Source organism: Rathayibacter oskolensis, from assembly GCF_900177245.1.
Taxonomy (GTDB): Bacteria; Actinomycetota; Actinomycetes; order Actinomycetales; family Microbacteriaceae; genus Rathayibacter; species Rathayibacter oskolensis.
This window is the reverse complement of the sequence record NZ_FXBM01000002.1, coordinates 432,059-451,221: the sequence shown is the minus strand read 5'-3', so window position 1 is coordinate 451,221 and position 19,163 is coordinate 432,059. Positions and strand designations below refer to the sequence as shown.

Below are 19,163 nucleotides of genomic sequence, written 5' to 3'. Positions count from 1 at the left end.
AGCTCACTCCTCGGCTGCGGTGACGACGACTCCGGCGGGCCGCAGCAGCCGCTCCGCGCTCCCGAAGCCGAGGCGGGGGACGGCCACGACCGTCCGGGGCGGCTGGTCGCCCCGTTCGAGCACCGACACGACCTCGTGGAGCCGGGGGTCGAAGGGCACTCCGACCTGATCGATCCGGGGGTAGCCGAGGCGCTCGAGGGCTGCCACGGCCTGCTCGCGGATCGACTCCATGCCGTCGGCCAGGCCGGCATCGGCCGCCCGCGCGTACGCGACGGCGTCCTGGAGACCGTCGACCACGGGGAGGAAGACGGAGGCGGCGCGGGCCCGTTCGGCGTCGATGGCCAGGGTGAGCTCCCGGGCCGAGCGCTTCCGAGTGTTGTCGAGGTCGGCGGCCGCCCGCTTCCACCGGTCCTCGAGCTCGGCGCGACGCTGGTCGAGATCGTCGGGTGGGGCGTTCGTGGCGTCCATGACACGGTCCCTCAGCGTCGATCGAACTCGGCGTCGACGACGTCGTCGGAATCGGCGTCGTCGGAATCGTCCTCGGCCGAGGACGCGCCGGGGGCCCGAGCGACGGACAGCGCGGCGTCCATCTGCTGCAGTTCGCTGGTCAGCTCGCGGGCCTCGGAGGCGGGGACCTCGCGCCCGACGGCGTCGCGCGCCTGCCCGGTCAGCATCTCGGCACGCGCGCGCTCGTGCTGCGGCACCGACTCGCCGTGCTCCGCCAGCGTGCGCTCGACGCGGTAGACGGCGGCGTCCAGCTCGTTGCGGGCATCGACGTCCGCGCGCAGATCCTGGTCCTCGGCCCGGTGCTGCTCCGCCTCCTGCACCATGCGCTCGATCTCGGCCTGGTCGAGATTCGTCGTGCCGCTGATCGTGATCCCCTGCTCGACTCCGGTGTCCTTGTCGCGCGCCTTCACGTTCAGGATGCCGTTGGCGTCGATGTCGAAGGTCACCTCGACCTGCGGCTCGCCCCGCGGCGCCGGACGGATGCCGGTGAGGGTGAAGCGGCCGAGCACGCGGTTGTCGGCGGCTCGTTCCCGCTCGCCCTGGAGCACCACGATCTCGACGGAGTCCTGGCTGTCCTGAGCGGTGGAGAACACCTCGCTCCGTCGAGCTGGGATGGTGGTGTTGCGCTCGATGATCGTCGTCATCACCCCGCCGCGCGTCTCGACGCCCAGCGAGAGCGGCGTCACATCGAGCAGGAGCACGTCGCTGACGTCGCCCTTCAGGACGCCCGCCTGGATGGCGGCACCGACCGCGACCACCTCGTCGGGGTTCACCGTCATGTTCGGGTCCTTGCCCCCGGTGAGCCGCTTGACGAGGTTCTGCACGGCCGGGATCCTCGTCGAGCCGCCGACCAGGATGACCTCGTCGATGTCGTTCTCGGTGACCTTCGCGTCCTCCATCGCCCGGCGCACCGGACCGAGGCACCGTTCGACGAGGTCGGCGGTGATGTTCTCGAAGGTGGCGCGCTTGAGCGTCGCGGTCAGGTGCTTCGGACCGGCCGCGTCCGCCGTGACGAACGGCAGGCTGATCTGGGTCTGGCTGACGGTGCTGAGCTCGACCTTCGCCTTCTCGGCCGCCTCGAATAGGCGCTGGAGGGCCTGGGGGTCGTTCCGGAGGTCGATGCCCTCCGCACTCTGGAACTCGTCGGCGAGGTGGTCGACCAGCCGGCGGTCGAAGTCGTCCCCGCCGAGGTGGGTGTCGCCCGCCGTCGAGCGCACCTCGACCACCCCGTCGCCGACGTCGAGGAGGCTGACGTCGAAGGTGCCGCCGCCCAGATCGAAGACGAGCACGGTCTCGTGCCCCTTCTTGTCGAGGCCGTAGGCGAGCGCGGCCGCCGTCGGCTCGTTGATGATGCGCAGCACCTCGAGACCTGCGATGCGGCCGGCGTCCTTCGTCGCCGTGCGCTGAGCGTCGTTGAAGTAGGCGGGGACGGTGATGACCGCCTCCGTCACCTTCTCGCCGAGGAACTTCGCGGCGTCGTCGACCAGCTTGCGCAGCACGAGCGCACTGATCTCCTCGGGCGCCGAGAGCTTGTCGCGGATCGTGAACCTGGCCTCGCCGTTCGGACCGGGGACGATGTCGAAGCCGACCGCCTTCGACTCCTCCTCGATCTCGTCGAACGTCCTGCCGATGAAGCGCTTGGCCGACGAGATGGTGCCCTTGGGGTTGAGGATCGACTGCCGTCTGGCGAGCTGCCCGACGAGCCGTTCCCCGGTGTCGGTGAACGCGACGACGGAGGGGGTCGTGCGCGCGCCCTCCGCATTGGGGATGACCTTCGCCTCCCCGCCCTCCCAGACCGCGATGACCGAGTTCGTGGTGCCCAGGTCGATACCGACCGCCTTCGCCATCGGACGTCTCCTCTCCTCGAGCCTCCGGGCTGTGCACCCGGGGCGTCTCGCTCGTGCGGCGACGGCGTCGCTGAGGCCGAGTGTGCACCCGGGGACGGCTGGTCTCTTCGACCCGGGAGGGCCAAATACGGGCCCGCGATCGCACTGTCGGGCCCGGTCGGAAGCCGCTAGCGTGAGGCACGGAGCCATCACCATGTGCGCAGTGAGCGATCCACCGTCAGTCGCACGATCCGACATCGACGCCACCGGCCGGTCGGACCTGTTCGACTTCTCCAGGGCGGGCTCGGCGATTCTCGAGCAGCCCACGGTGCGCCGGACGGTGCGGCTCGCATCGGCCGCGGCCAGGACGATCACCGGATGCGCGGTCCTCGCGGTGTACATCGCCGACCGCGGCACCCTCTCCCGCTACTCCGGGAGGGCGAACCGTCGACTGGATCTGCTGGTGGAGGCGCGGGCGGGCTCGAGCGGGGCCCTGACGAGCGACCGCGGCTGGAGATACGCGCTGTTCCTCCGTGCGGGCGGCGCCGTCAGGGGGGCGTTCGCGCTCGAGGCCGCGGCCGAGCCGTCGCGCGAGGCCCTGGTCCTGCTCTGCGCACTGGCCGAGCCGGCCGGCGCCGCGCTCGCCGCGACCGAGCTCCTCGAGCGGGAACGCCGTCGCGCCCGCGAGCTGTGGCGGCTGGGCGAGGCGCAGGCGAGCGAGAACCGCACTCTGGCGGCGACGATCGCGCGTCTGGACGCGCACGAGCACATCCGGGTCGCGTTCGACGCCGCGGCGGGCGACGGCGAGACCCGGATCATCGCCGTGCTGAGCGCCCTCACCGGGCGATCCGTCGTGCTGCAGGACTCCTTCGGCAACGAACGCGCCTTCGTCCCTGTCGACGGCTCCGCTGCACCGCCGAACCTCCGCTCCTGCGTCGGAGCTCCGGCCGCCGCTCGGGGGGCACCCGGCTGGCGGTGCACGACGATCTGCTCGGGTGAGGAGGCCGTAGGCGTGATCGGCGTCCACGACCCCGACGACGACCTGAGCGACGACGACCTCTTCGCCCTCGAGCACGCCCGCGCGCTGATGGCGATCGAACTCGTCCATCACCGCAGCATCGCGGAGGTCGAGATCCGACTGGGCCGCGATCTCGCCGACGACCTCGTCGCCGGCTGCGACGGCGTCGAGGCTCTCGCCCGCGCCGAGCTGCTCCACTTCGATCTCAGCGGCCACCTGCGCGCCGTGCTCGTCTCGTGGGAGCGCCCGACTCCGAGCAGGGTGGACATCGCGACGGCGCTCCGCCACGAGCTCACGGTGATGCACGCGCCGGCTCTCGTCTCGCGACGGACGGACGGGGCCGTCCTCGCGATCGTGTCCGATCGTCACGACCTCTCGGGCCTCTACGAGAGGCTGGCGTCGACGACGGACAGCGCGCGCGGCACGATCGGCGTCGGCGGGCGCTGCGTCGCCCGCGATCTCCCCCGCTCGTTCGCCGAGGCGACCCGAACCCTCCGGATCCGCGTCGAGTCGTCCCAACCGCACGGCTTCTCGCACCACGACGACCTCGGGCTGCTCCGCATCCTCGACACCTCCGACGGCGGAGTCGAGCTCGCCGCCTATCTCGAGACGTGGCTCGGCGCGCTGATCGCCCACGACCGGGACCACCACCCCGAGCTCGTCCGGACGCTGACCGTGTACCTGGACTCGGGGGGCAACTACGACCGCACGGCGGAGGCGCTGACGATCCACCGGAGCACGCTGCGCTACCGGCTCGGCCGCATCCGCGAGCTGAGCGGTCGCGACCTGGCCGACCCCGAGTGCCGGTTCAATCTCCACATCGCGGTCCGCGCTCGCGCGGCACTGCGAGACGGCTCGCGCTGATCCGCGCCGGGCCGACTGCGCGACGAAGGAGGCGAGGACCGTGGAATCCGATCCGCACGAGGCGGAGTTCGTCGGGCGGGGACGCCGGGCGGTCGTGGCCGGCCTCCTCGACGTGTTCGACCGAGCGGTCCGCGATCAGCGAGCCGTCTGGGTCTCCCTCGAGGCGCCGACGGGGTGGGGCAAGACGCGTATCACCAGGGAGTTCTACGCGGCGCTGGCAGGGACGCGCCAGGACGAGCCGGCGTACTGGCCCTCGACCATCTCCTCCGGTCGCTCGCGGGTCTCCGAGCGCCGCAAGATCATCAATCCGCCTGACTTCGACCACGTGCCGATGAGCCGGCCGGACTACCTGTGGTGGGGGATCACGTGCGGCGTCCGGAACGGGAGCCCCACCGAGTCCCTCCTGCAGGACGTCGGGGTGCTGCGCAAGCACATCGACCATCTCGAGAACGCGTGGTGGTTCCGGGCGGGCTTCGTCGAGAAGTTCGCCCATCCCGCGTTCCTCGCCCTCCGCGCGAAGGTGCTCGAGGACGGCAGGGCGGCCGTCGTCGACTTCGGGCTCACGAGAGCCGCCGAGATGGTCGGGGGAACGCTGCCGGGGTTCTCGGCGGTGAGCTGGCTGATCCACAAGGGCGTCGCGGGGGGCAGGGCCGCCCGCGCCCGCAGTAGGAGCCTGCGGAGCGAGGAGGGCATCGTCTACAGGCCCTCGGAGGCGGACGAGGTGGAGTCGTTCCTGGCGAAGATCGCCCCTCTAGTCCCCGTCGTGGTCGTCGTCGAGGACGTCCACGACGCCGACGACCTCCTCCTGGAGCTCCTCGAGCGCCTGGTCAGGCGCGACGCACCGGTGATGATCCTCACCACCGGATGGCCCGGTCTCCTCGAGGCCCGTCCCGCGCTCGAGCACGCCCTGCGCGCGGCGGGAGAACGGCTCGTCCGGGTCGATGAGGAGATGGCGGCACTGCCGTCGCCGTTCCCGCGCGACGCCTCGCTCCGGGCGCTGGAGACCGACGAGCTCTCGTCGATCGTGGACTCCCATGTCGCGCAGGTGGGGTCGGCCACCAGGGGCGCGCTGCTGGCCGCCTACCGGAATCCCTTCGCCCTCGAACTGGTCCTCGAGACCTACGGCGACCCCGGAGGAGAGGTCCTCGACATCGAACCGGCCGACATCGCGAGGCTCTCGGGCAAGGTCGAGGATGTCTACAAGAGGGCCTGGGAACGGCTGGAGGGAGAGGAGCGGGAGCGGTTGGCCCTCGCGACCCTGGCGATCCCCGCGGTCGTCTCGGCTCGCGCGACCGACAGCCCGGCGTGGGATCGCGTTCTGCTCGACACCGCTCTCGCTCCGCCGGGCGACGACCCGCGTCGGGCGCCCGCCGGTGGGAGCGCGGTCGAGCGCGCCTGGGTCCGCACGGACGACGGCGTCCTCCGGCGCTTCCACGACTCGGCTCAGCTGAACCTCGCCGCCGGGGAGTTCGCCACCGCGACGAGACGGCGGCGCGTCCGAGAGGCGCTGATCGACGGAGCCCGGCGTCTGATCGCGGATCCCTCCACCCCGCCGTACCGGTCGGTGCACGCCGCTCGGCTGCTGCTGGCCTACGGTCCCGAGATCGGCGATCACGACGTCGCCGACGCGACGCGGGTGCTGGTGGGCGTCCTGGGTGATCTGCAGGAGGAGTCCGAGACGATCGCCCGTCTCGGCGAGGACGCGCACGCCCGGCTCGACCTCCGCGACGAGCGCGACCGCGATCTCCAGTGGACCGTGGCCGAGGCGCAGCGGAGACAGGGGAATCCGGGGCGGGCGATCGAGCTGCTCCACGAGCTGCTGAAGGTCGAGCGCACCGTGTACGGCCGTGACGCGGCCGTCGTCCAGAGGACTGTCCGGTCGCTCGCCGGCGCCGTCGCGAGCGCCGGACGACCGGAGGCGGCGGTCGGCATGCTCGAGGAGGTGCTCGCCCAGCAGCTGGCCACGCGGAGCGCATCGGACGGCGACGTGATGGACACCCGGGCGGAGCTGAGTCTCGCCCTCGCCGAGGCCGACCGGCCTCGCGAGGCGGTCCGTCTCGATGAGGAGCTCCTCGCCCTGCAGGCGACCGCGTTCGGCGAGGAGGGCGCCGAGCTCCTCGGCACCCGCCGGCGACTGGCCGCTGCTCTGACGCGCTCGGGCCGACCGGAGGAGGCCCTCGCGATGTGGGAGCGTATCGCGACGGATCTCTCAGCCAGGTCCGGCCGCGACAGTCCCGAGGCGCTCGGCGCGAGGTCGGATCTGGCGAGGGCTGCCGAGGACACGCTCGGCGCAGAGGAGGCGACCGCCCTGTACTCGGCGCTGCTCGCCGACGAGCAGCGGATCCTGGGGCCGGATCACCGCAGTGTGCTCGCCACCCGCGAGGACCTGGCGCGCGCGACCGGGGAGGCCGGCGACCACCGGGGGGCGGAGGCGATGCACCGGGCCCTCGCCGAGGATCGGGCGCGTCTGCGGACCCGGACCGCCGCGGACGGACCCTCCATCGCGGAGGGAGGGTGAACGCAGATCAGGGACACTCCGAGGAGTGCCCCTGATCTGCCTTGCACGGCGGTACCGGTGGGATTTGAACCCACGGTGGACGCAAGCCCACACATGTTTTCGAGACATGCTCCTTCGGCCGCTCGGACACGGTACCGGGGAAGAGTGTACGCGACGCCCGGAAGCGGCGCCAATCGGGCCCGTCAGCCCGCGCTCGGCAGGAGGAAGTCGAGCACGCGGCTCCACTCCGAGACGGCGACGAGGTGACCGCGATCGGGCACGAGCTCGAGGCGCGAATCGGGGAGGCGGGCGGCGTACCAGTCGGCGTGCGCCCTGCCGACGAGGGCGTCCTCCGCTCCGTAGAGGAGGAGGGCGGGCGAGGCGACGCCCTCGACGGCGAAGCCCCACTCCTGGATCGAGTAGCCGATGATGTTGGCGGCCGACCCGACGTTGCCCTGCGCGGCGGCGCGCTCGAGCATGCGCAGAAGGCGGTCGCGGACCCCGGGCGCCTCGAGGACGGCGGCGTCGACGTCGGAGGCGCCGAGCATCCCGAGCATCGCGGCCGGGTCGGGTGCGGAGCCGAAGGCTCCGTCGAGCGTCGCGGTCAGGGAGCGGACGGCGGCGTCGAGAGGGAGCTCGCGCAGCGGCTCGAGCATGGCGCGGTTGTCGTCGCCGACCCAGGGCACCTGCTCGTCGGGCGCGGGAGTGGCGATGACGGCGACGCGCTCGACGAGACCGGGGTAGTTGGCCGAGAGCGCGAGCGCGACGCGGCCGCCCGCCGACCAGCCGGCGGCGGCGACCGAGGCGATGCCGATCGTCGCCAGGTACTCGGCGATGTCGGCGGCGGCCTGCTCGGGGCTCGCGCCGGCACCGGCGCCCGCGGGATCGAGATCGGTCAGCAGGGACGACGCCCCGTAGCCCGGTCGGTCGAAGGAGAGGAGTCGGACGCCGTGGGCCGCGGTCGCCTCGGGGTCGGGATCGAAGTCGGCGGAGCCCGGCGCGGGATGCGCGAGGACGACGACGTGCTCGGCGTCCTCGGCGCCGGACCAGGCGACCCCGAGCGAACGGCCGGACTTGAGGAGATGCACTGTCGACGACATGTCGTCAGTCTCGCGCAGACCACCGACGCTGCTCGATCGACGCTCGGGGCGTCGTCGAACTCCACACCCACCGGCCGTGCCGCGTTCTCCCCAGCATCGGGCGCGCCGTTCTCGCGTGTCGGTGCTCGCCGGTACTGTCGAAGACACGTTCGAACGATCCCGCTCCGCTCCCGAAAGGACCTCATGGCCGCCTCGAAGACGCGCACCGCCGCCTACCGCTGCTCCGAGTGCGGATGGACGGCCGCGAAGTGGGCCGGCCGCTGCGGTGAGTGCCAGCAGTGGGGCACCGTCGTCGAGAGCACCGAGCGCACCGGCCTGGTGCGCGCGGTCGCCGCCGTGGCACCGACCGCCTCACGAGCCGCCCGGCCGATCACGCAGATCCCGACCACCTCGGGGGCGCACCACCGGCCGACCGGGGTCGGCGAGCTCGATCGCGTGCTCGGCGGCGGCATCGTCGCCGGAGCCGTCGTCCTCCTGTCCGGCGAGCCGGGCGTCGGCAAGTCCACGCTGCTGCTCGAGGTCGCGTCCCGAGCCGCCGCCGAGGGGCAGCGGGTCCTCTACGTCAGCGCCGAGGAGTCCGCGGCGCAGGTGCGGATGCGCGCCGAGCGCACCGGCGCGATGCACGACAGCCTCTACCTCGCCGCCGAGACCGACCTGGCCACGGTGCTCGGCCAGATCGACGAGGTGCTGCCCGACCTCCTGATCGTCGACTCGGTGCAGACCGTCGCCAGCGACACGGTCGACGGCCTCCCCGGCGGGCCGAGCCAGGTGCGGGAGGTCGCCGCGACGCTCATCCGGGTCTGCAAGGAGCGCGCGCTCCCCCTCGTCCTCGTGGGTCACGTGACGAAGGACGGCTCGATCGCCGGGCCGCGCCTGCTCGAGCACCTCGTCGATGTCGTCTGCCACTTCGAGGGCGACCGGCAGACGGCGCTGCGCTTCGTCCGCTCCCTCAAGAACCGCTTCGGGCCGACCGACGAGGTCGGCTGCTTCGAGATGACGGCCGAGGGCATCGCCGAGATCCCCGATCCGAGCGGTCTCTTCCTCAGCCGCACGAGGTTCCCCACCCCCGGGATCTGCGTGACGGTCGCGATGGAGGGCCGACGGGCCCTTCCCGTCGAGATCCAGGCGCTGGTCATCGCGAACAACGGCGACCACCCCCGCCGCGTGACGAACGGCGTCGACGCCTCACGGGTCGCGATGATCCTCGCGGTGCTCGAACGCCAGGCGGGGATCCCCCTGCGGCAGTGCGACGTCTACGTGTCGACCGTCGGGGGCGTGAAGTTGATGGAGCCGGCCGCCGACCTCGCCATCGCCGTCGCGATCGCCTCCGCACACGCCTACACGCCGCTGCGCACCGGGATCGCCGCCTTCGGCGAGATCAGCCTCTCGGGAGACATCCGACCGGCCTCCGGAGCGAAGCAGCGCGCGAACGAGGCCACGCGTCTCGGCCACCCCTCCCACCTCGACTCGAGCGCCTTCACCCTGCAGAGCGCGATCACCCACGCGCTCGTCCCCGTCCCCGAGCGGATTCCCGCGGGCTGACGCCGCCCCTAGGCTGACGCCGTGAGCAGTGACAGGCCCTCCGCCAGCCGCCGGTTCTCGGTCCCCGCCCTCCTCGATCAGGCCTTCTTCGTCCTCGGCGGTGTCGCCGCGGTGCTGCTCGCGGTCGTCCTCCTCGACGACGGGGTCCGCTCCGGCTGGGCGCAGATCGGCTTCTTCGTCGCCGTCTGGGTGCTCGTCGCCTACCTCGCGCTCCCCCGCCTCCACCGCATCCTCACCCGGCTCTACGTGCCCGACTACTTCATCGGCCGCGCCCGCACGAGCGACGGACTCCTCGGCGACCCGGTCAACCTCGCGGTGCAGGGCACCGACGCCCAGCTCGTTCACGCGATGACCTCCGCCGGCTGGACCCGGGCCGACGAGGTGACGCTCCGCAGCAGCCGCCGGATCATCACCTCGACCCTCGCGCGGCGCAGCTACCACGAGGCCCCCGTCTCGCCCCTCTTCGTCTTCGGGAGGCAGCAGGACGTCGCGTTCCAGCAGGAGGTGGCCGGCAACCCGGCCAAACGCCACCACGTCCGGTTCTGGCGCTGCCCCGACGGATGGCTGCTCCCGGGCGGATTCCCGGTGGAGTGGGTCGCCGCCGGCACCTTCGACCGCAGCGTCGGACTCTCGCTCTTCACCCTCCAGGTCACCCACAAGATCTCGCCCGACACCGATCGAGAGCGCGACCACATCGTCGAGAGCCTCCGGGCGGCGCATCCCGAGCTGCAGGTCGACGTCCTCCGCGACTTCTCGACCGGCTACCACGCCCGCAACGGCGGAGGCGACTCCATCGTCACCGACGGCGACCTCCCCGTGCTCGACCTGCGCGCCGTACCGGTGCCGCCCGGAGCGGTCGCACCGGACGACGCCGTCATCCCCGCCGCAGCGACCGAGCTCGCCGCGCCGTCGCTCGGCACGGGCGCCGCCGCGCGCCGCCGCCCCTCGACGACTACGGTCGGCGCACTCATGCTCGCCGCCCGCGGACTCGCCTACGCCCTCCAGGCCGCGCTGCTCGCCTCCGGGGTCGCCTCGCTCGACGACCTCACGTGGCTCGAGGACGGCACCGGCGGCGCCCCCGCGAGCAGCACCCTCGACGAGGCGAGCACGCACCTGGTCGCCCTCGGCGCCCTCGTCGCCGCCACGCTGATCTGGCTGCTCCTCTCGGCACTGGTCCTCCGTGGATCCGGCACCGCGCGCATCCTCGCCCTCACGTCGAGCGTGCTCAGCACCGTGACCGCGTTCACGGCCCTCGCGCAGGGCGGGGCCGCGATCAGCCTCCAGACCAACCTCGGCAGCGTCGCCTTCGACCTGCTCGTGCTGCTGGCCCTGTCGAGCCGCAGCTCCCGCGACTACGCCGCCTCGAGCAGCCGCCTCAGAGCGGAGCGCCGCCTGCGGAAGCGGACGCGGAGCGCCGGCTAGACGCCGCCTCCGCCGCCTCCGCCACCGCCACCGCCCGAGCTGCCGCCCCCGCCCGAGCCGCCGCTCGACGAGCTCGACGACGACCCGACGAAGGTCGACGTCGACGACGAGAACGACGACACGCTCCCCGCGAACGCGGCGGCGTGGAAACCGCTGCTCCCGGAGTACCAGAACGGGTCCTCCCCGACCCGCTCGTAGGCCACGGCCAGGGCCGGAGCCCACTCCTTCTCGAGGCCCAGCAGCACCGCCCAGGGCAGGAGGCGCTCCGTCACGCGGACGACCTCCACCGGACCGACCGTCCGCCGGTCGGCACCCTCGGGCGACTGCAGCATCGCGAGCCGGTCCGCCTCCGCGAGCCGGATGTAGAGCTCGAGCCCCCGGAGGTGGTCCCGCAGCTCCGCGCCGGCCGCGGTCAGCGGCGTCTTCGAGACCAGCACGACCGCCACGACTCCCCCCGCCAGCGCGAGCAGGAGCAGCACCAGCGGCGCAGCCCCGCCGAGTGCCCCGTTGAGGAGGCCCGCCCCGCCGACGACGGCGGCCATCAGCCCCAGGACGGAGACGCCGATCAGCAGCACCGAACCGCGCACGGTACCGGGCCGGCGCAGGCCCGCCTCCGTCGCTCGCGCCGGCAGCGCGAGCAGGAAGGAGGAGACCGCCTTGCCGAACGCCTTGTCCTTCTCGGCGAGATCCCGCACCGTCCCCGGGCGCGGTGAGGGCCCGAAGGCGATGTCGAGGAACTCCTGGTCGGCGGGAGCGGGCGGCGCGATGACGCGTCTCGGCGGGGCCGCCTCCCGCTCGACGACGCGCACCGCGAAGGTCGGCTTGCCGCGCGGTCCGCTCGCCTCCTCGATCCGCACCAGTCCGCGGACCGCCGCGTCCAGAAGCACGGCCGCGGGCGCCTTGGCGCTCCTGCCCCGCAGGGCGGCGGCGAGGAACAGCCCCTGGGCGGGCGGCTCGTACTCCGCGATCACGGTCGGACGCCCGGGTGCGTCCTTGAGCACCGTCGCCCTGCGCACGATCGCGGCGATCAGCGCGCCGAGCGAGAGGAGGATCCCCGCGAGCTGCAGCCACGCCCATCCGGAGGCGAAGTAGCTGTCGTCGCGCGGCGTGAACGTCCCGGGTGCGAAGCCGATCGCCACGGTCACGTTCTCGCCCGGCGCGAGTCCCTCGCCCGACACGGCGACGACTCCGCCGCTGCTCTCGAGCGTGCAGCCGTCACCGGAGCCCGCCGTGCCGCGGTAGCAGCTCGCGGTGCCCGTCGCCGCCTCGGCGAGACCGTCGTCGAGGTCGACTCGGACCTCGTACGCGTCGAACGCCTGCCGCCAGGCCGTGCCGTTCGTGTCCCAGTAGAACTCGTCCTCGCCGCTGGTCGTCCCGTCGGCGGAGAGCGTCACGTTCCGCTGGGTGTAGGTGAAGGTGTAGCTCTGGCTGCCGTGGACGAATCCGTCCTCGGCGCTGGTCACGAGGAGGAAGCCGTCCTCGGAGTCCTGCTCGACGGGGCGCGGGCTGCCGTCGGCGTCGGTGACCGAGACGAGCTCCACGTCGGTGGGGTGGCCCTCGTACTCGAGCGGGATCGCCCGCTGCATGCCGCGGTTCTGATCCGCGGCGGGGAACTGGGCGACGAAGGTCTCGACCGTCGTGAGCGTCGAACGCCCGTCGTCGTCGCGCCCGAGCACGAACTCGGCGGAGTAGTCGGAGAAGCGGAAGTCGTCGACGCCCCCGGCCGCTTCGACGACCGTGGCGCCGGAGGGAGGATCCGCGAGCGCGGACGGGGCAGCGGCGAGGGTGCCCACGGCGAGCGCCCCGAGGAGGAGCGTCGCCCCGAGACCCCCGAGCGCCGGTCGCGGGCGGTGAGCCGACCGCCGCCTCCGGATCGTCGCGGACAGGATCCCGGCGAGCCTCCGATGCATGCCAGCGATCGTACGCGGAGGACCCGGCGCCGACCTCCCCCGGGCGACCGATACCGCTGCCGCTACTGCAGCAGGAACTGGGTCGTCGAGCCCGACGGGATGCCCGCCACCGATACCGAGAGGTTGTAGGCCGCTCCACCGGCGTCGACCGCCTCGCGGCCGCCCGAGCACGTGTCGGGTGACGAGCGGGTGCGGTCCCAGGTGATCGAGCTGCCCGTGACCGACTGACCGGCCTGCAGCAGGATCTCGAGATCGGCCGCGCCGGTCTGGCAGTCGGTCGAGGTCCACACCTGGTCGGAGCCGCTCGTGATGGTGAAGACCTGCTGACTCGTCCCCGCGTTGATGACGCAGTCGGCGCCCGAGATGTTGGCCAGCGAGAGGGAGAGCTGTGGATCAGCGCCCTCGGCGTAGCTCGTCGCATCCGTCACCGCGGTCACCGTCACCGCGTCGGGGGTGCACTCCGCGGTCGCGGCCGGTGACCCGCCGGCGGCGGTGGAGGGGTAGAGCGTCGGGAGGGGACTGGCCGACGAGCTGGGGCTCTCGGCCTCCTCCGGTGCGCTCGACCAGGGCCGGAGCGAGAGCAGCACGACGACGCTCACGACGATCACGAGCAGAGCGAGCAGCACCCCCGCCCTGCGACGCCGGTAGACCCGGGAGGGCAGGCGGCGGGGCGGCGGGGTCATCGGCCCAGGCTACGGCGCACGCGCGGTCAGAGCGTCTTCAGCATGCGGGTGTTGCCGAGCGTGTTCGGCTTGACCCGCGCGAGGTCGAGGAACTCCGCCACGCCCTCGTCGGGAGAGCGCAGCAGCTCGGCGTACACCTCCGGATCGACGACCTTCTCGCCGATGGGCGAGTAGCCGTGACGCCGGAAGAAGTCGACCTCGAAGGTGAGGCAGAACAGCCGCGAGAGGCCGAGCTCGCGCGCGTCGTTCTCGAGCCGCTCGAGGATGTGGTGCCCGACGCCCTTGCCGAGCCACTCGTCCGCGACGGCGAGGGTGCGCACCTCCGCGATGTCGTCCCACATCACGTGCAGCGCGCCGCACCCGATCGCGTTCCCCTGGCCGTCCTCGGCGATGCGGAACTCCTGCACGGCGCCGTAGAGCACGACGCGGTCCTTGCCGAGGAGGACGCGGTTGTTCACCAGCGGCTCGCTCAGCTCCTGGATGAAGGGGACGTCGCTCGTTCGAGCCCGGCGCACGGGGTACTTCCAATCGGCCATCCGACAAGCCTAGAACCAAACGCAGAAGTGCCCGCCCCTGCGGACAGGAGCGGGCACTTCGGTGGTGCGGAGGCTACGACATCAGGTCGGGCGTCGCCGGGCCGGCGGTCGCCGCTCCGGTCGTCGCACCCGCGCTGATCGAGATGAGCCGCGGCGTCGTCGTGAAGACGAAGCCGTTGTCGACGAAGTCCACGTGGATGTGGTCCCCGGCGCCGAGCTCGCCGTGCAGGATCCGCTCGGAGAGCTGGTCCTCGATCTCGCGCTGGATCGCGCGGCGCAGGGGGCGCGCTCCGAGGGCGGGATCGAACCCGACCTCGATGAGGCGCTCCTTCGCCGACTGCGTCAGCTCGACCGTCATGTCGCGGTCGAGCAGACGGTCGCCCAGGCGCTTGATGAAGAGGTCGACGATCTGGAGCAGCTCGGGCTTCGACAGCTGCGGGAAGACGATGACGTCGTCCACGCGGTTGAGGAACTCGGGCTTGAAGTGCTTCTTCAGCTCCTCGTTGACCTTGCCCTTCATGCGGTCGTAACCGGTGGCGTTGTCGCCCTCGATCTGGAACCCGACGGGACCACCGGCGATGTCACGCGCACCGAGGTTGGTGGTCATGATGATGACGGTGTTCTTGAAGTCGACGACGCGCCCCTGGCCGTCGGTCAGACGACCCTCCTCGAGGATCTGGAGGAGCGAGTTGAAGATGTCGGGGTGAGCCTTCTCGATCTCGTCGAAGAGGACCACGCTGAAGGGCTTGCGGCGCACCTTCTCGGTGAGCTGTCCGCCCTCCTCGAAGCCGACGAACCCGGGAGGGGCACCGAACAGTCGCGAGACCGTGTGCTTCTCGCCGTACTCCGACATGTCGAGCGAGATCATCGCGTTCTCGTCGTCGAAGAGGAACTCGGCGAGCGCCTTGGCGAGCTCGGTCTTCCCGACGCCGGTGGGGCCGGCGAAGATGAACGATCCGGAGGGGCGCTTGGGGTCCTTCAGGCCCGCACGGGTGCGGCGGATGGTGCGCGAGAGGGCCGCGATGGCCTCCTCCTGACCGATGACGCGCTGGTGCAGCGCCTTCTCCATGAAGACGAGTCGCGAGGACTCCTCCTCGGTCAGCTTGAACACCGGGATGCCGGTGGCCTGCGCGAGGACCTCGGCGATCAGGCCCTCGTCGACGACACCGGTCGCCTTGACGTCGCCCGACTTCCACTGCTTCTCGAGGCGCAGGCGCTCACCGAGCAGCTGCTTCTCCTCGTCGCGGAGCGACGCGGCCTTCTCGAAGTCCTGGTCCTCGATCGCGGCCTCCTTCGCCGCGCGGACGACGGCGATGCGGTCGTCGAAGTCGCGCAGCTCGGGCGGTGCCGAGAGGATCGAGAGGCGCAGGCGCGCACCGGCCTCGTCGATCAGGTCGATCGCCTTGTCCGGGAGGAACCGGTCGCTGATGTAGCGGTCGGCGAGGTTCGCGGCCGAGACGATCGCACCGTCGGTGATGGACACCTTGTGGTGCGCCTCGTAGCGGTCGCGCAGACCCTTGAGGATGTTGATCGTGTGGGGCAGCGAAGGCTCCGCGACCTGGATGGGCTGGAAGCGGCGCTCGAGGGCGGCGTCCTTCTCGAAGTGCTTGCGGTACTCGTCGAGCGTGGTCGCGCCGATGGTCTGCAGCTCGCCGCGGGCGAGCAGCGGCTTGAGGATCGAGGCGGCGTCGATCGCGCCCTCAGCGGCCCCTGCGCCGACGAGGGTGTGGATCTCGTCGATGAAGGTGATGATGTCGCCGCGGGTGCGGATCTCCTTCGTGACCTTCTTGAGGCGCTCCTCGAAGTCGCCGCGGTAGCGGGATCCGGCGATGAGCGAGCCGAGGTCGAGCGTGTAGAGCTGCTTGTCCTTCAGCGTCTCGGGCACGTCTCCGCGGACGATCGCCTGGGCGAGGCCCTCGACGACGGCGGTCTTGCCGACGCCGGGCTCGCCGATCAGGACGGGGTTGTTCTTGGAGCGGCGCGAGAGGATCTGCATGACCCGCTCGATCTCCTTCTCGCGCCCGATCACCGGGTCGAGCTTGTTGTCGCGCGCGGCCTGCGTGAGGTTGCGCCCGAACTGATCGAGGATCTGCGAGCCGCCCTGCGGCTGCTGCTGCTCACCGCCCACGGCGACCTGCTCCTTGCCCTGGTAACCCGAGAGGAGCTGGATGACCTGCTGGCGCACGCGGTTGAGGTCGGCGCCGAGCTTGACGAGGACCTGCGCGGCGACGCCCTCGCCCTCGCGGATGAGGCCGAGCAGGATGTGCTCGGTCCCGATGTAGTTGTGGCCGAGCTGCAGCGCTTCGCGCAGGGACAGCTCGAGGACCTTCTTCGCACGCGGCGTGAAGGGGATGTGGCCGGTGGGCTGCTGCTGCCCCTGGCCGATGATGTCCTGCACCTGCTCGCGCACCGCGTCGAGCGAGATGCCGAGGGACTCGAGCGCCTTCGCGGCGACTCCTTCACCCTCGTGGATCAGGCCGAGCAGGATGTGCTCCGTGCCGATGTAGTTGTGATTGAGCATCTTGGCCTCTTCCTGGGCCAGGACGACGACGCGCCGTGCGCGATCGGTGAATCTCTCGAACATGCTGTCACTCCCTACAGAACCCGCAGGGGTGGGCTCCGATACGTCGACTGTAACCAGCGATACTCCGGGTCGGACCCCCTGTTCGCCCTGGGCGTGCAGGCGATCCGGCGGGGGGCCGTGCGGCGCTCCGGACCCGCGCTCCATGCAGAGGCATAAACTTCTCGGATGAGCAACCTGGAGCGGCACCCGGACGAGCATCCGGTCGCCTCCGAGCCCCCCGCGGGCGGCTCCCCGGTCGAGATCCTGGAGGCGCGCCTCGTGCCGCTCGGCGGTCCGCGCGCGATCGAGGTGCGCCGCACGCTGCCCCAGCGGTCGCGGTCGACGATCGGGGCGTGGTGCTTCGCCGACCACTACGGGCCGGTGCACCTCGAGGAGGAGGCGGGCATGGACGTCCCGCCGCACCCGCACACCGGACTGCAGACCGTCAGCTGGCTCTTCGAGGGCGAGATCGACCACCGCGACAGCGTCGGCAGCCACCAGCTCGTGCGCCCCGGAGAGCTGAACCTGATGACGGCGGGCAGGGGCATCTCGCACTCCGAGGTCTCGACCGGGGCTCAGCCGGTGCTGCACGGGGTGCAGCTCTGGGTCGCCCTCCCCGAGGAGGCGCGCGTCGTCGACCCGTTCTTCGAGCACCACCGTGGCATCCGGGTCGATCTGCCGGGCGCGGTCGTGCGCGTCTTCGTCGGCGGGATGCTCGGCGCCTCCGTGCCCGCGAGCGTCTTCACTCCGCTGGTCGCGGCGCAGATCGACCTCGAGCAGGGCGCCCGCGTCGAGCTGCCGGTCGACCCCTCGTGGGAGTACGGCGTCCTCGTCGATGCCGGACCGGTGGGTGTCGAGGGAGTCGACGTCGGCCGGGCCGATCTCGCCTACCTCGCGCCGGGCCGCGACACGCTCGAGCTGACGGCCGGCGACGAGGGAGGCCGGGTGGTGCTGATCGGCGGCGAGCCCTTCCCCGAGCAGCTGGTGATGTGGTGGAACTTCGTCGGACGCAGCCACGACGACATCGCCGCGGCCCGTGAGCGCTGGCAGTCCGATGTGATCTCCGGAGGCGGCGCCGACGGCCCGTTCGGCACCGTCACCGGCTACGACGGCCGCGCGCTCCCCGCACCGACGCTGCCGACCGTCAGGCTGAAGCCGCGCCGGGCGTGAGCCGCCCGGCGAGCCCCGTGCTCAGGAGGCGCCGCCGGACTCCTCCGCCTTCGCCGCCGCCTTCTCGGCCGCCGCGCGGTCGGTCGCCTCGGCGCTCTCGCGGAACGCGCGCCGCGGGTCCTGCAGCGCCGTCATCGGCGACAGGTCGCGCGGAGCGACGGCGTCGGCCACCCAGCCCGAGATCACCCGCCACTTGCGGTCGACGCTCGGCATCGCCGCGCCGTGATAGGCGCGGTGGGCGAGCCAGGCGAGCGGGCCCCTGAGCTTCACGCCCTTGATGATCCCCGCGCCCTTGCCGAGCCCGTACTCGGCGACGGTGCCGACCGAGACGTGCCGGTACTCCTCGACGGCGCCTCCGGTGAGCTCCGCCATGATGTTGCGCACCAGGAGCTTCGCCTGCCGGACGGCGTTCTGGGCGTTCGGCGGGTAGTAGGCCGGCTGCTTCTCCGACGTGAGGTCGGGCACCTGGGCGCCGTCGCCGGCCGCCCACGCACCGGGCACGGGCTCGCCGTCCTCCGTGATGACGCGGAGGCGCGCGTCGGCCATCACGTGTCCCCGCGGACCACGCGGCGCGTCCGTCGCATCGAGGATGGGGTTGGGCTTCACTCCGGCCGTCCAGACGATCGTCGCGGCCGGGATCCGCTCACCGCTCGAGAGCTCGACCACCCCGTCCTCGCACGAGGGCATGGTGGTCTTCAGGTGCACGTGCACCCCGCGTGAGCGGAGGTGGCCGAGCGTCCACGATGACAGCTCGGGGCCGACCTCGGGTGCGATCCGGTCGAGCGCCTCGACGAGGTGCCACGTCACATCGCCCATCGAGAGCGAGGGCTGGGCCGCGAGGGTGCGGCGGCTGAGGTCGAGCAGCTCGCTGAGCGCCTCGACGCCGGTGTAGCCGCCGCCGATGAAGACGAAGGTGAGCAGCCGGCGCCGCTCGGCGGAGTCGGTGGTCAGGGCCGCACGGGCGATGTTCTCGATGACGCGGTCGCGCAGGTGCGCCGCCTCCTCGACCGTCTTGAACCCGATCGCGTGCTCGGCGAGACCCGGAGTCGGGAAGGTGCGGGTGACCGCTCCGAGGGCGAAGACCACCTGGTCGAACGAAAGCGTGCGCGAGGTGCCGTCCATGGCGGCCACCGTGGCCGTGCGGTCGGCGAGGCTGACGCCCGTGATCGCTCCGCGGATCACCCGGGTGTGCTTCAACGCCTCCACCAGCGGCACGGTGACGTGGCGGGGCTGGACGTGGCCGCCCGCCACCTCGGGGAGCAGCGGCTGGTAGGTCATGTAGGGGTTCGGCTCGACCACCGTGACGTCGATGGGAGCGAGACCTCGGCGCTTCTCGAGCCCCCACGCGGTGTAGAGGCCGACGTAGCCGCCGCCGAGGATGAGGATGCGCGTCGTTCCGGATGCCGTCATGTCCGTTCCCTTCTCGAACCCGGCGCCGGCGGAGGGAGGGCGCGGAGCCGAGGGCACCGGTGCTGGGGATGCTCCGACGCTACGCCGAGACCCCGGCACGGGCCAGGGCCTTGCG

General features: G+C 72.1%; 13 protein-coding genes and 1 tRNA gene. 5 read left to right on the top strand and 9 right to left on the bottom strand.

The window, feature by feature from the left end; genetic code table 11:
* Positions 1 to 3: 3 nt before the first annotated feature.
* The gene (locus tag B9Y99_RS11215) at positions 4 to 468 is read right to left on the bottom strand and encodes a nucleotide exchange factor GrpE (protein ID WP_085476692.1); all 465 of its coding nucleotides are present in this window, start codon (positions 466 to 468) and stop codon (positions 4 to 6) included.
* 11 nt (positions 469 to 479) lie between these two features.
* Entirely contained in the window at positions 480 to 2,354 is a 1,875-nt protein-coding gene (dnaK, locus tag B9Y99_RS11210; protein WP_085476691.1) for a molecular chaperone DnaK, read from the bottom strand.
* A gap of 193 nt (positions 2,355 to 2,547) precedes the next feature.
* Between dnaK and B9Y99_RS11205 the strand changes: the two genes are divergently transcribed.
* Both B9Y99_RS11205 and B9Y99_RS11200 read left to right on the top strand, forming a co-directional pair.
* The gene (locus tag B9Y99_RS11205; RefSeq protein ID WP_085476690.1) at positions 2,548 to 4,215 is read left to right on the top strand and encodes a PucR family transcriptional regulator; all 1,668 of its coding nucleotides are present in this window, start codon (positions 2,548 to 2,550) and stop codon (positions 4,213 to 4,215) included.
* A 40-nt stretch (positions 4,216 to 4,255) separates the two neighbouring features.
* Positions 4,256 to 6,733, top strand: a complete 2,478-nt coding sequence (locus B9Y99_RS11200) for a tetratricopeptide repeat protein (RefSeq protein WP_085476689.1) — start codon at positions 4,256 to 4,258, stop codon at positions 6,731 to 6,733.
* A gap of 49 nt (positions 6,734 to 6,782) precedes the next feature.
* Here the strand turns inward: B9Y99_RS11200 and B9Y99_RS18790 are convergent.
* Together B9Y99_RS18790 and B9Y99_RS11195 are read right to left on the bottom strand one after the other, a co-directional pair.
* Positions 6,783 to 6,869 (bottom strand) — tRNA-Ser (locus B9Y99_RS18790).
* 46 nt (positions 6,870 to 6,915) lie between these two features.
* Complete coding sequence (locus tag B9Y99_RS11195) at positions 6,916 to 7,812, bottom strand: alpha/beta fold hydrolase (RefSeq protein WP_085476688.1); 897 nt, start codon at positions 7,810 to 7,812, stop codon at positions 6,916 to 6,918.
* 183 nt (positions 7,813 to 7,995) lie between these two features.
* Between B9Y99_RS11195 and radA the strand changes: the two genes are divergently transcribed.
* Positions 7,996 to 9,354: a DNA repair protein RadA gene (radA, locus tag B9Y99_RS11190; RefSeq protein ID WP_085476687.1), complete on the top strand. Its 1,359-nt coding sequence runs from the start codon at positions 7,996 to 7,998 to the stop codon at positions 9,352 to 9,354.
* A 21-nt stretch (positions 9,355 to 9,375) separates the two neighbouring features.
* Complete coding sequence (locus B9Y99_RS11185; RefSeq protein WP_085476686.1) at positions 9,376 to 10,776, top strand: LssY C-terminal domain-containing protein; 1,401 nt, start codon at positions 9,376 to 9,378, stop codon at positions 10,774 to 10,776.
* Here B9Y99_RS11185 and B9Y99_RS19045 read toward each other — a convergent pair.
* From B9Y99_RS19045 to B9Y99_RS11165, 4 genes are all read right to left on the bottom strand, one after another.
* Positions 10,773 to 12,686 carry a DUF2207 family protein gene (locus B9Y99_RS19045; protein ID WP_085476685.1) on the bottom strand — a complete coding sequence of 638 codons (1,914 nt, stop codon included), beginning with the start codon at positions 12,684 to 12,686 and terminating at the stop codon, positions 10,773 to 10,775. The two genes, B9Y99_RS11185 and B9Y99_RS19045, sit on opposite strands and share 4 nt — an antisense overlap.
* Positions 12,687 to 12,748: 62 nt before the next feature.
* Positions 12,749 to 13,369, bottom strand: a complete 621-nt coding sequence (locus tag B9Y99_RS11175) for a hypothetical protein (RefSeq protein ID WP_085476684.1) — start codon at positions 13,367 to 13,369, stop codon at positions 12,749 to 12,751.
* 26 nt (positions 13,370 to 13,395) lie between these two features.
* Complete coding sequence (locus B9Y99_RS11170; protein WP_085476683.1) at positions 13,396 to 13,905, bottom strand: amino-acid N-acetyltransferase; 510 nt, start codon at positions 13,903 to 13,905, stop codon at positions 13,396 to 13,398.
* A gap of 73 nt (positions 13,906 to 13,978) precedes the next feature.
* Positions 13,979 to 16,489 (bottom strand): ATP-dependent Clp protease ATP-binding subunit, encoded by a 2,511-nt coding sequence (locus B9Y99_RS11165; protein WP_085476682.1) that lies wholly within the window; start codon positions 16,487 to 16,489, stop codon positions 13,979 to 13,981.
* A gap of 165 nt (positions 16,490 to 16,654) precedes the next feature.
* Between B9Y99_RS11165 and B9Y99_RS11160 the strand changes: the two genes are divergently transcribed.
* On the top strand, positions 16,655 to 17,638 hold the full coding sequence (locus B9Y99_RS11160; protein WP_085476681.1) for a pirin family protein: 984 nt from the start codon (positions 16,655 to 16,657) through the stop codon (positions 17,636 to 17,638).
* A 21-nt stretch (positions 17,639 to 17,659) separates the two neighbouring features.
* Here B9Y99_RS11160 and B9Y99_RS11155 read toward each other — a convergent pair whose 3' ends face one another.
* Complete coding sequence (locus B9Y99_RS11155) at positions 17,660 to 19,048, bottom strand: NAD(P)/FAD-dependent oxidoreductase (protein ID WP_085477363.1); 1,389 nt, start codon at positions 19,046 to 19,048, stop codon at positions 17,660 to 17,662.
* Positions 19,049 to 19,163 lie beyond the last annotated feature (115 nt).

What these genes read in the sequence shown, in the direction of transcription:
- B9Y99_RS11155 (WP_085477363.1), bottom strand. Translation starts at nt 19,048, where the DNA reads ATGACGGCATCCGGAACGACGCGCATCCTCATCCTCGGCGGCGGCTAC.
- B9Y99_RS11175 (WP_085476684.1), bottom strand. Translation starts at nt 13,369, where the DNA reads ATGACCCCGCCGCCCCGCCGCCTGCCCTCCCGGGTCTACCGGCGTCGC.
- dnaK (WP_085476691.1), bottom strand. Translation starts at nt 2,354, where the DNA reads ATGGCGAAGGCGGTCGGTATCGACCTGGGCACCACGAACTCGGTCATC.
- B9Y99_RS11205 (WP_085476690.1), top strand. Translation starts at nt 2,548, where the DNA reads ATGTGCGCAGTGAGCGATCCACCGTCAGTCGCACGATCCGACATCGAC.
- B9Y99_RS11170 (WP_085476683.1), bottom strand. Translation starts at nt 13,905, where the DNA reads ATGGCCGATTGGAAGTACCCCGTGCGCCGGGCTCGAACGAGCGACGTC.
- B9Y99_RS11165 (WP_085476682.1), bottom strand. Translation starts at nt 16,489, where the DNA reads ATGTTCGAGAGATTCACCGATCGCGCACGGCGCGTCGTCGTCCTGGCC.
- radA (WP_085476687.1), top strand. Translation starts at nt 7,996, where the DNA reads ATGGCCGCCTCGAAGACGCGCACCGCCGCCTACCGCTGCTCCGAGTGC.
- B9Y99_RS11215 (WP_085476692.1), bottom strand. Translation starts at nt 468, where the DNA reads ATGGACGCCACGAACGCCCCACCCGACGATCTCGACCAGCGTCGCGCC.
- B9Y99_RS19045 (WP_085476685.1), bottom strand. Translation starts at nt 12,686, where the DNA reads ATGCATCGGAGGCTCGCCGGGATCCTGTCCGCGACGATCCGGAGGCGG.
- B9Y99_RS11160 (WP_085476681.1), top strand. Translation starts at nt 16,655, where the DNA reads ATGAGCAACCTGGAGCGGCACCCGGACGAGCATCCGGTCGCCTCCGAG.
- B9Y99_RS11195 (WP_085476688.1), bottom strand. Translation starts at nt 7,812, where the DNA reads ATGTCGTCGACAGTGCATCTCCTCAAGTCCGGCCGTTCGCTCGGGGTC.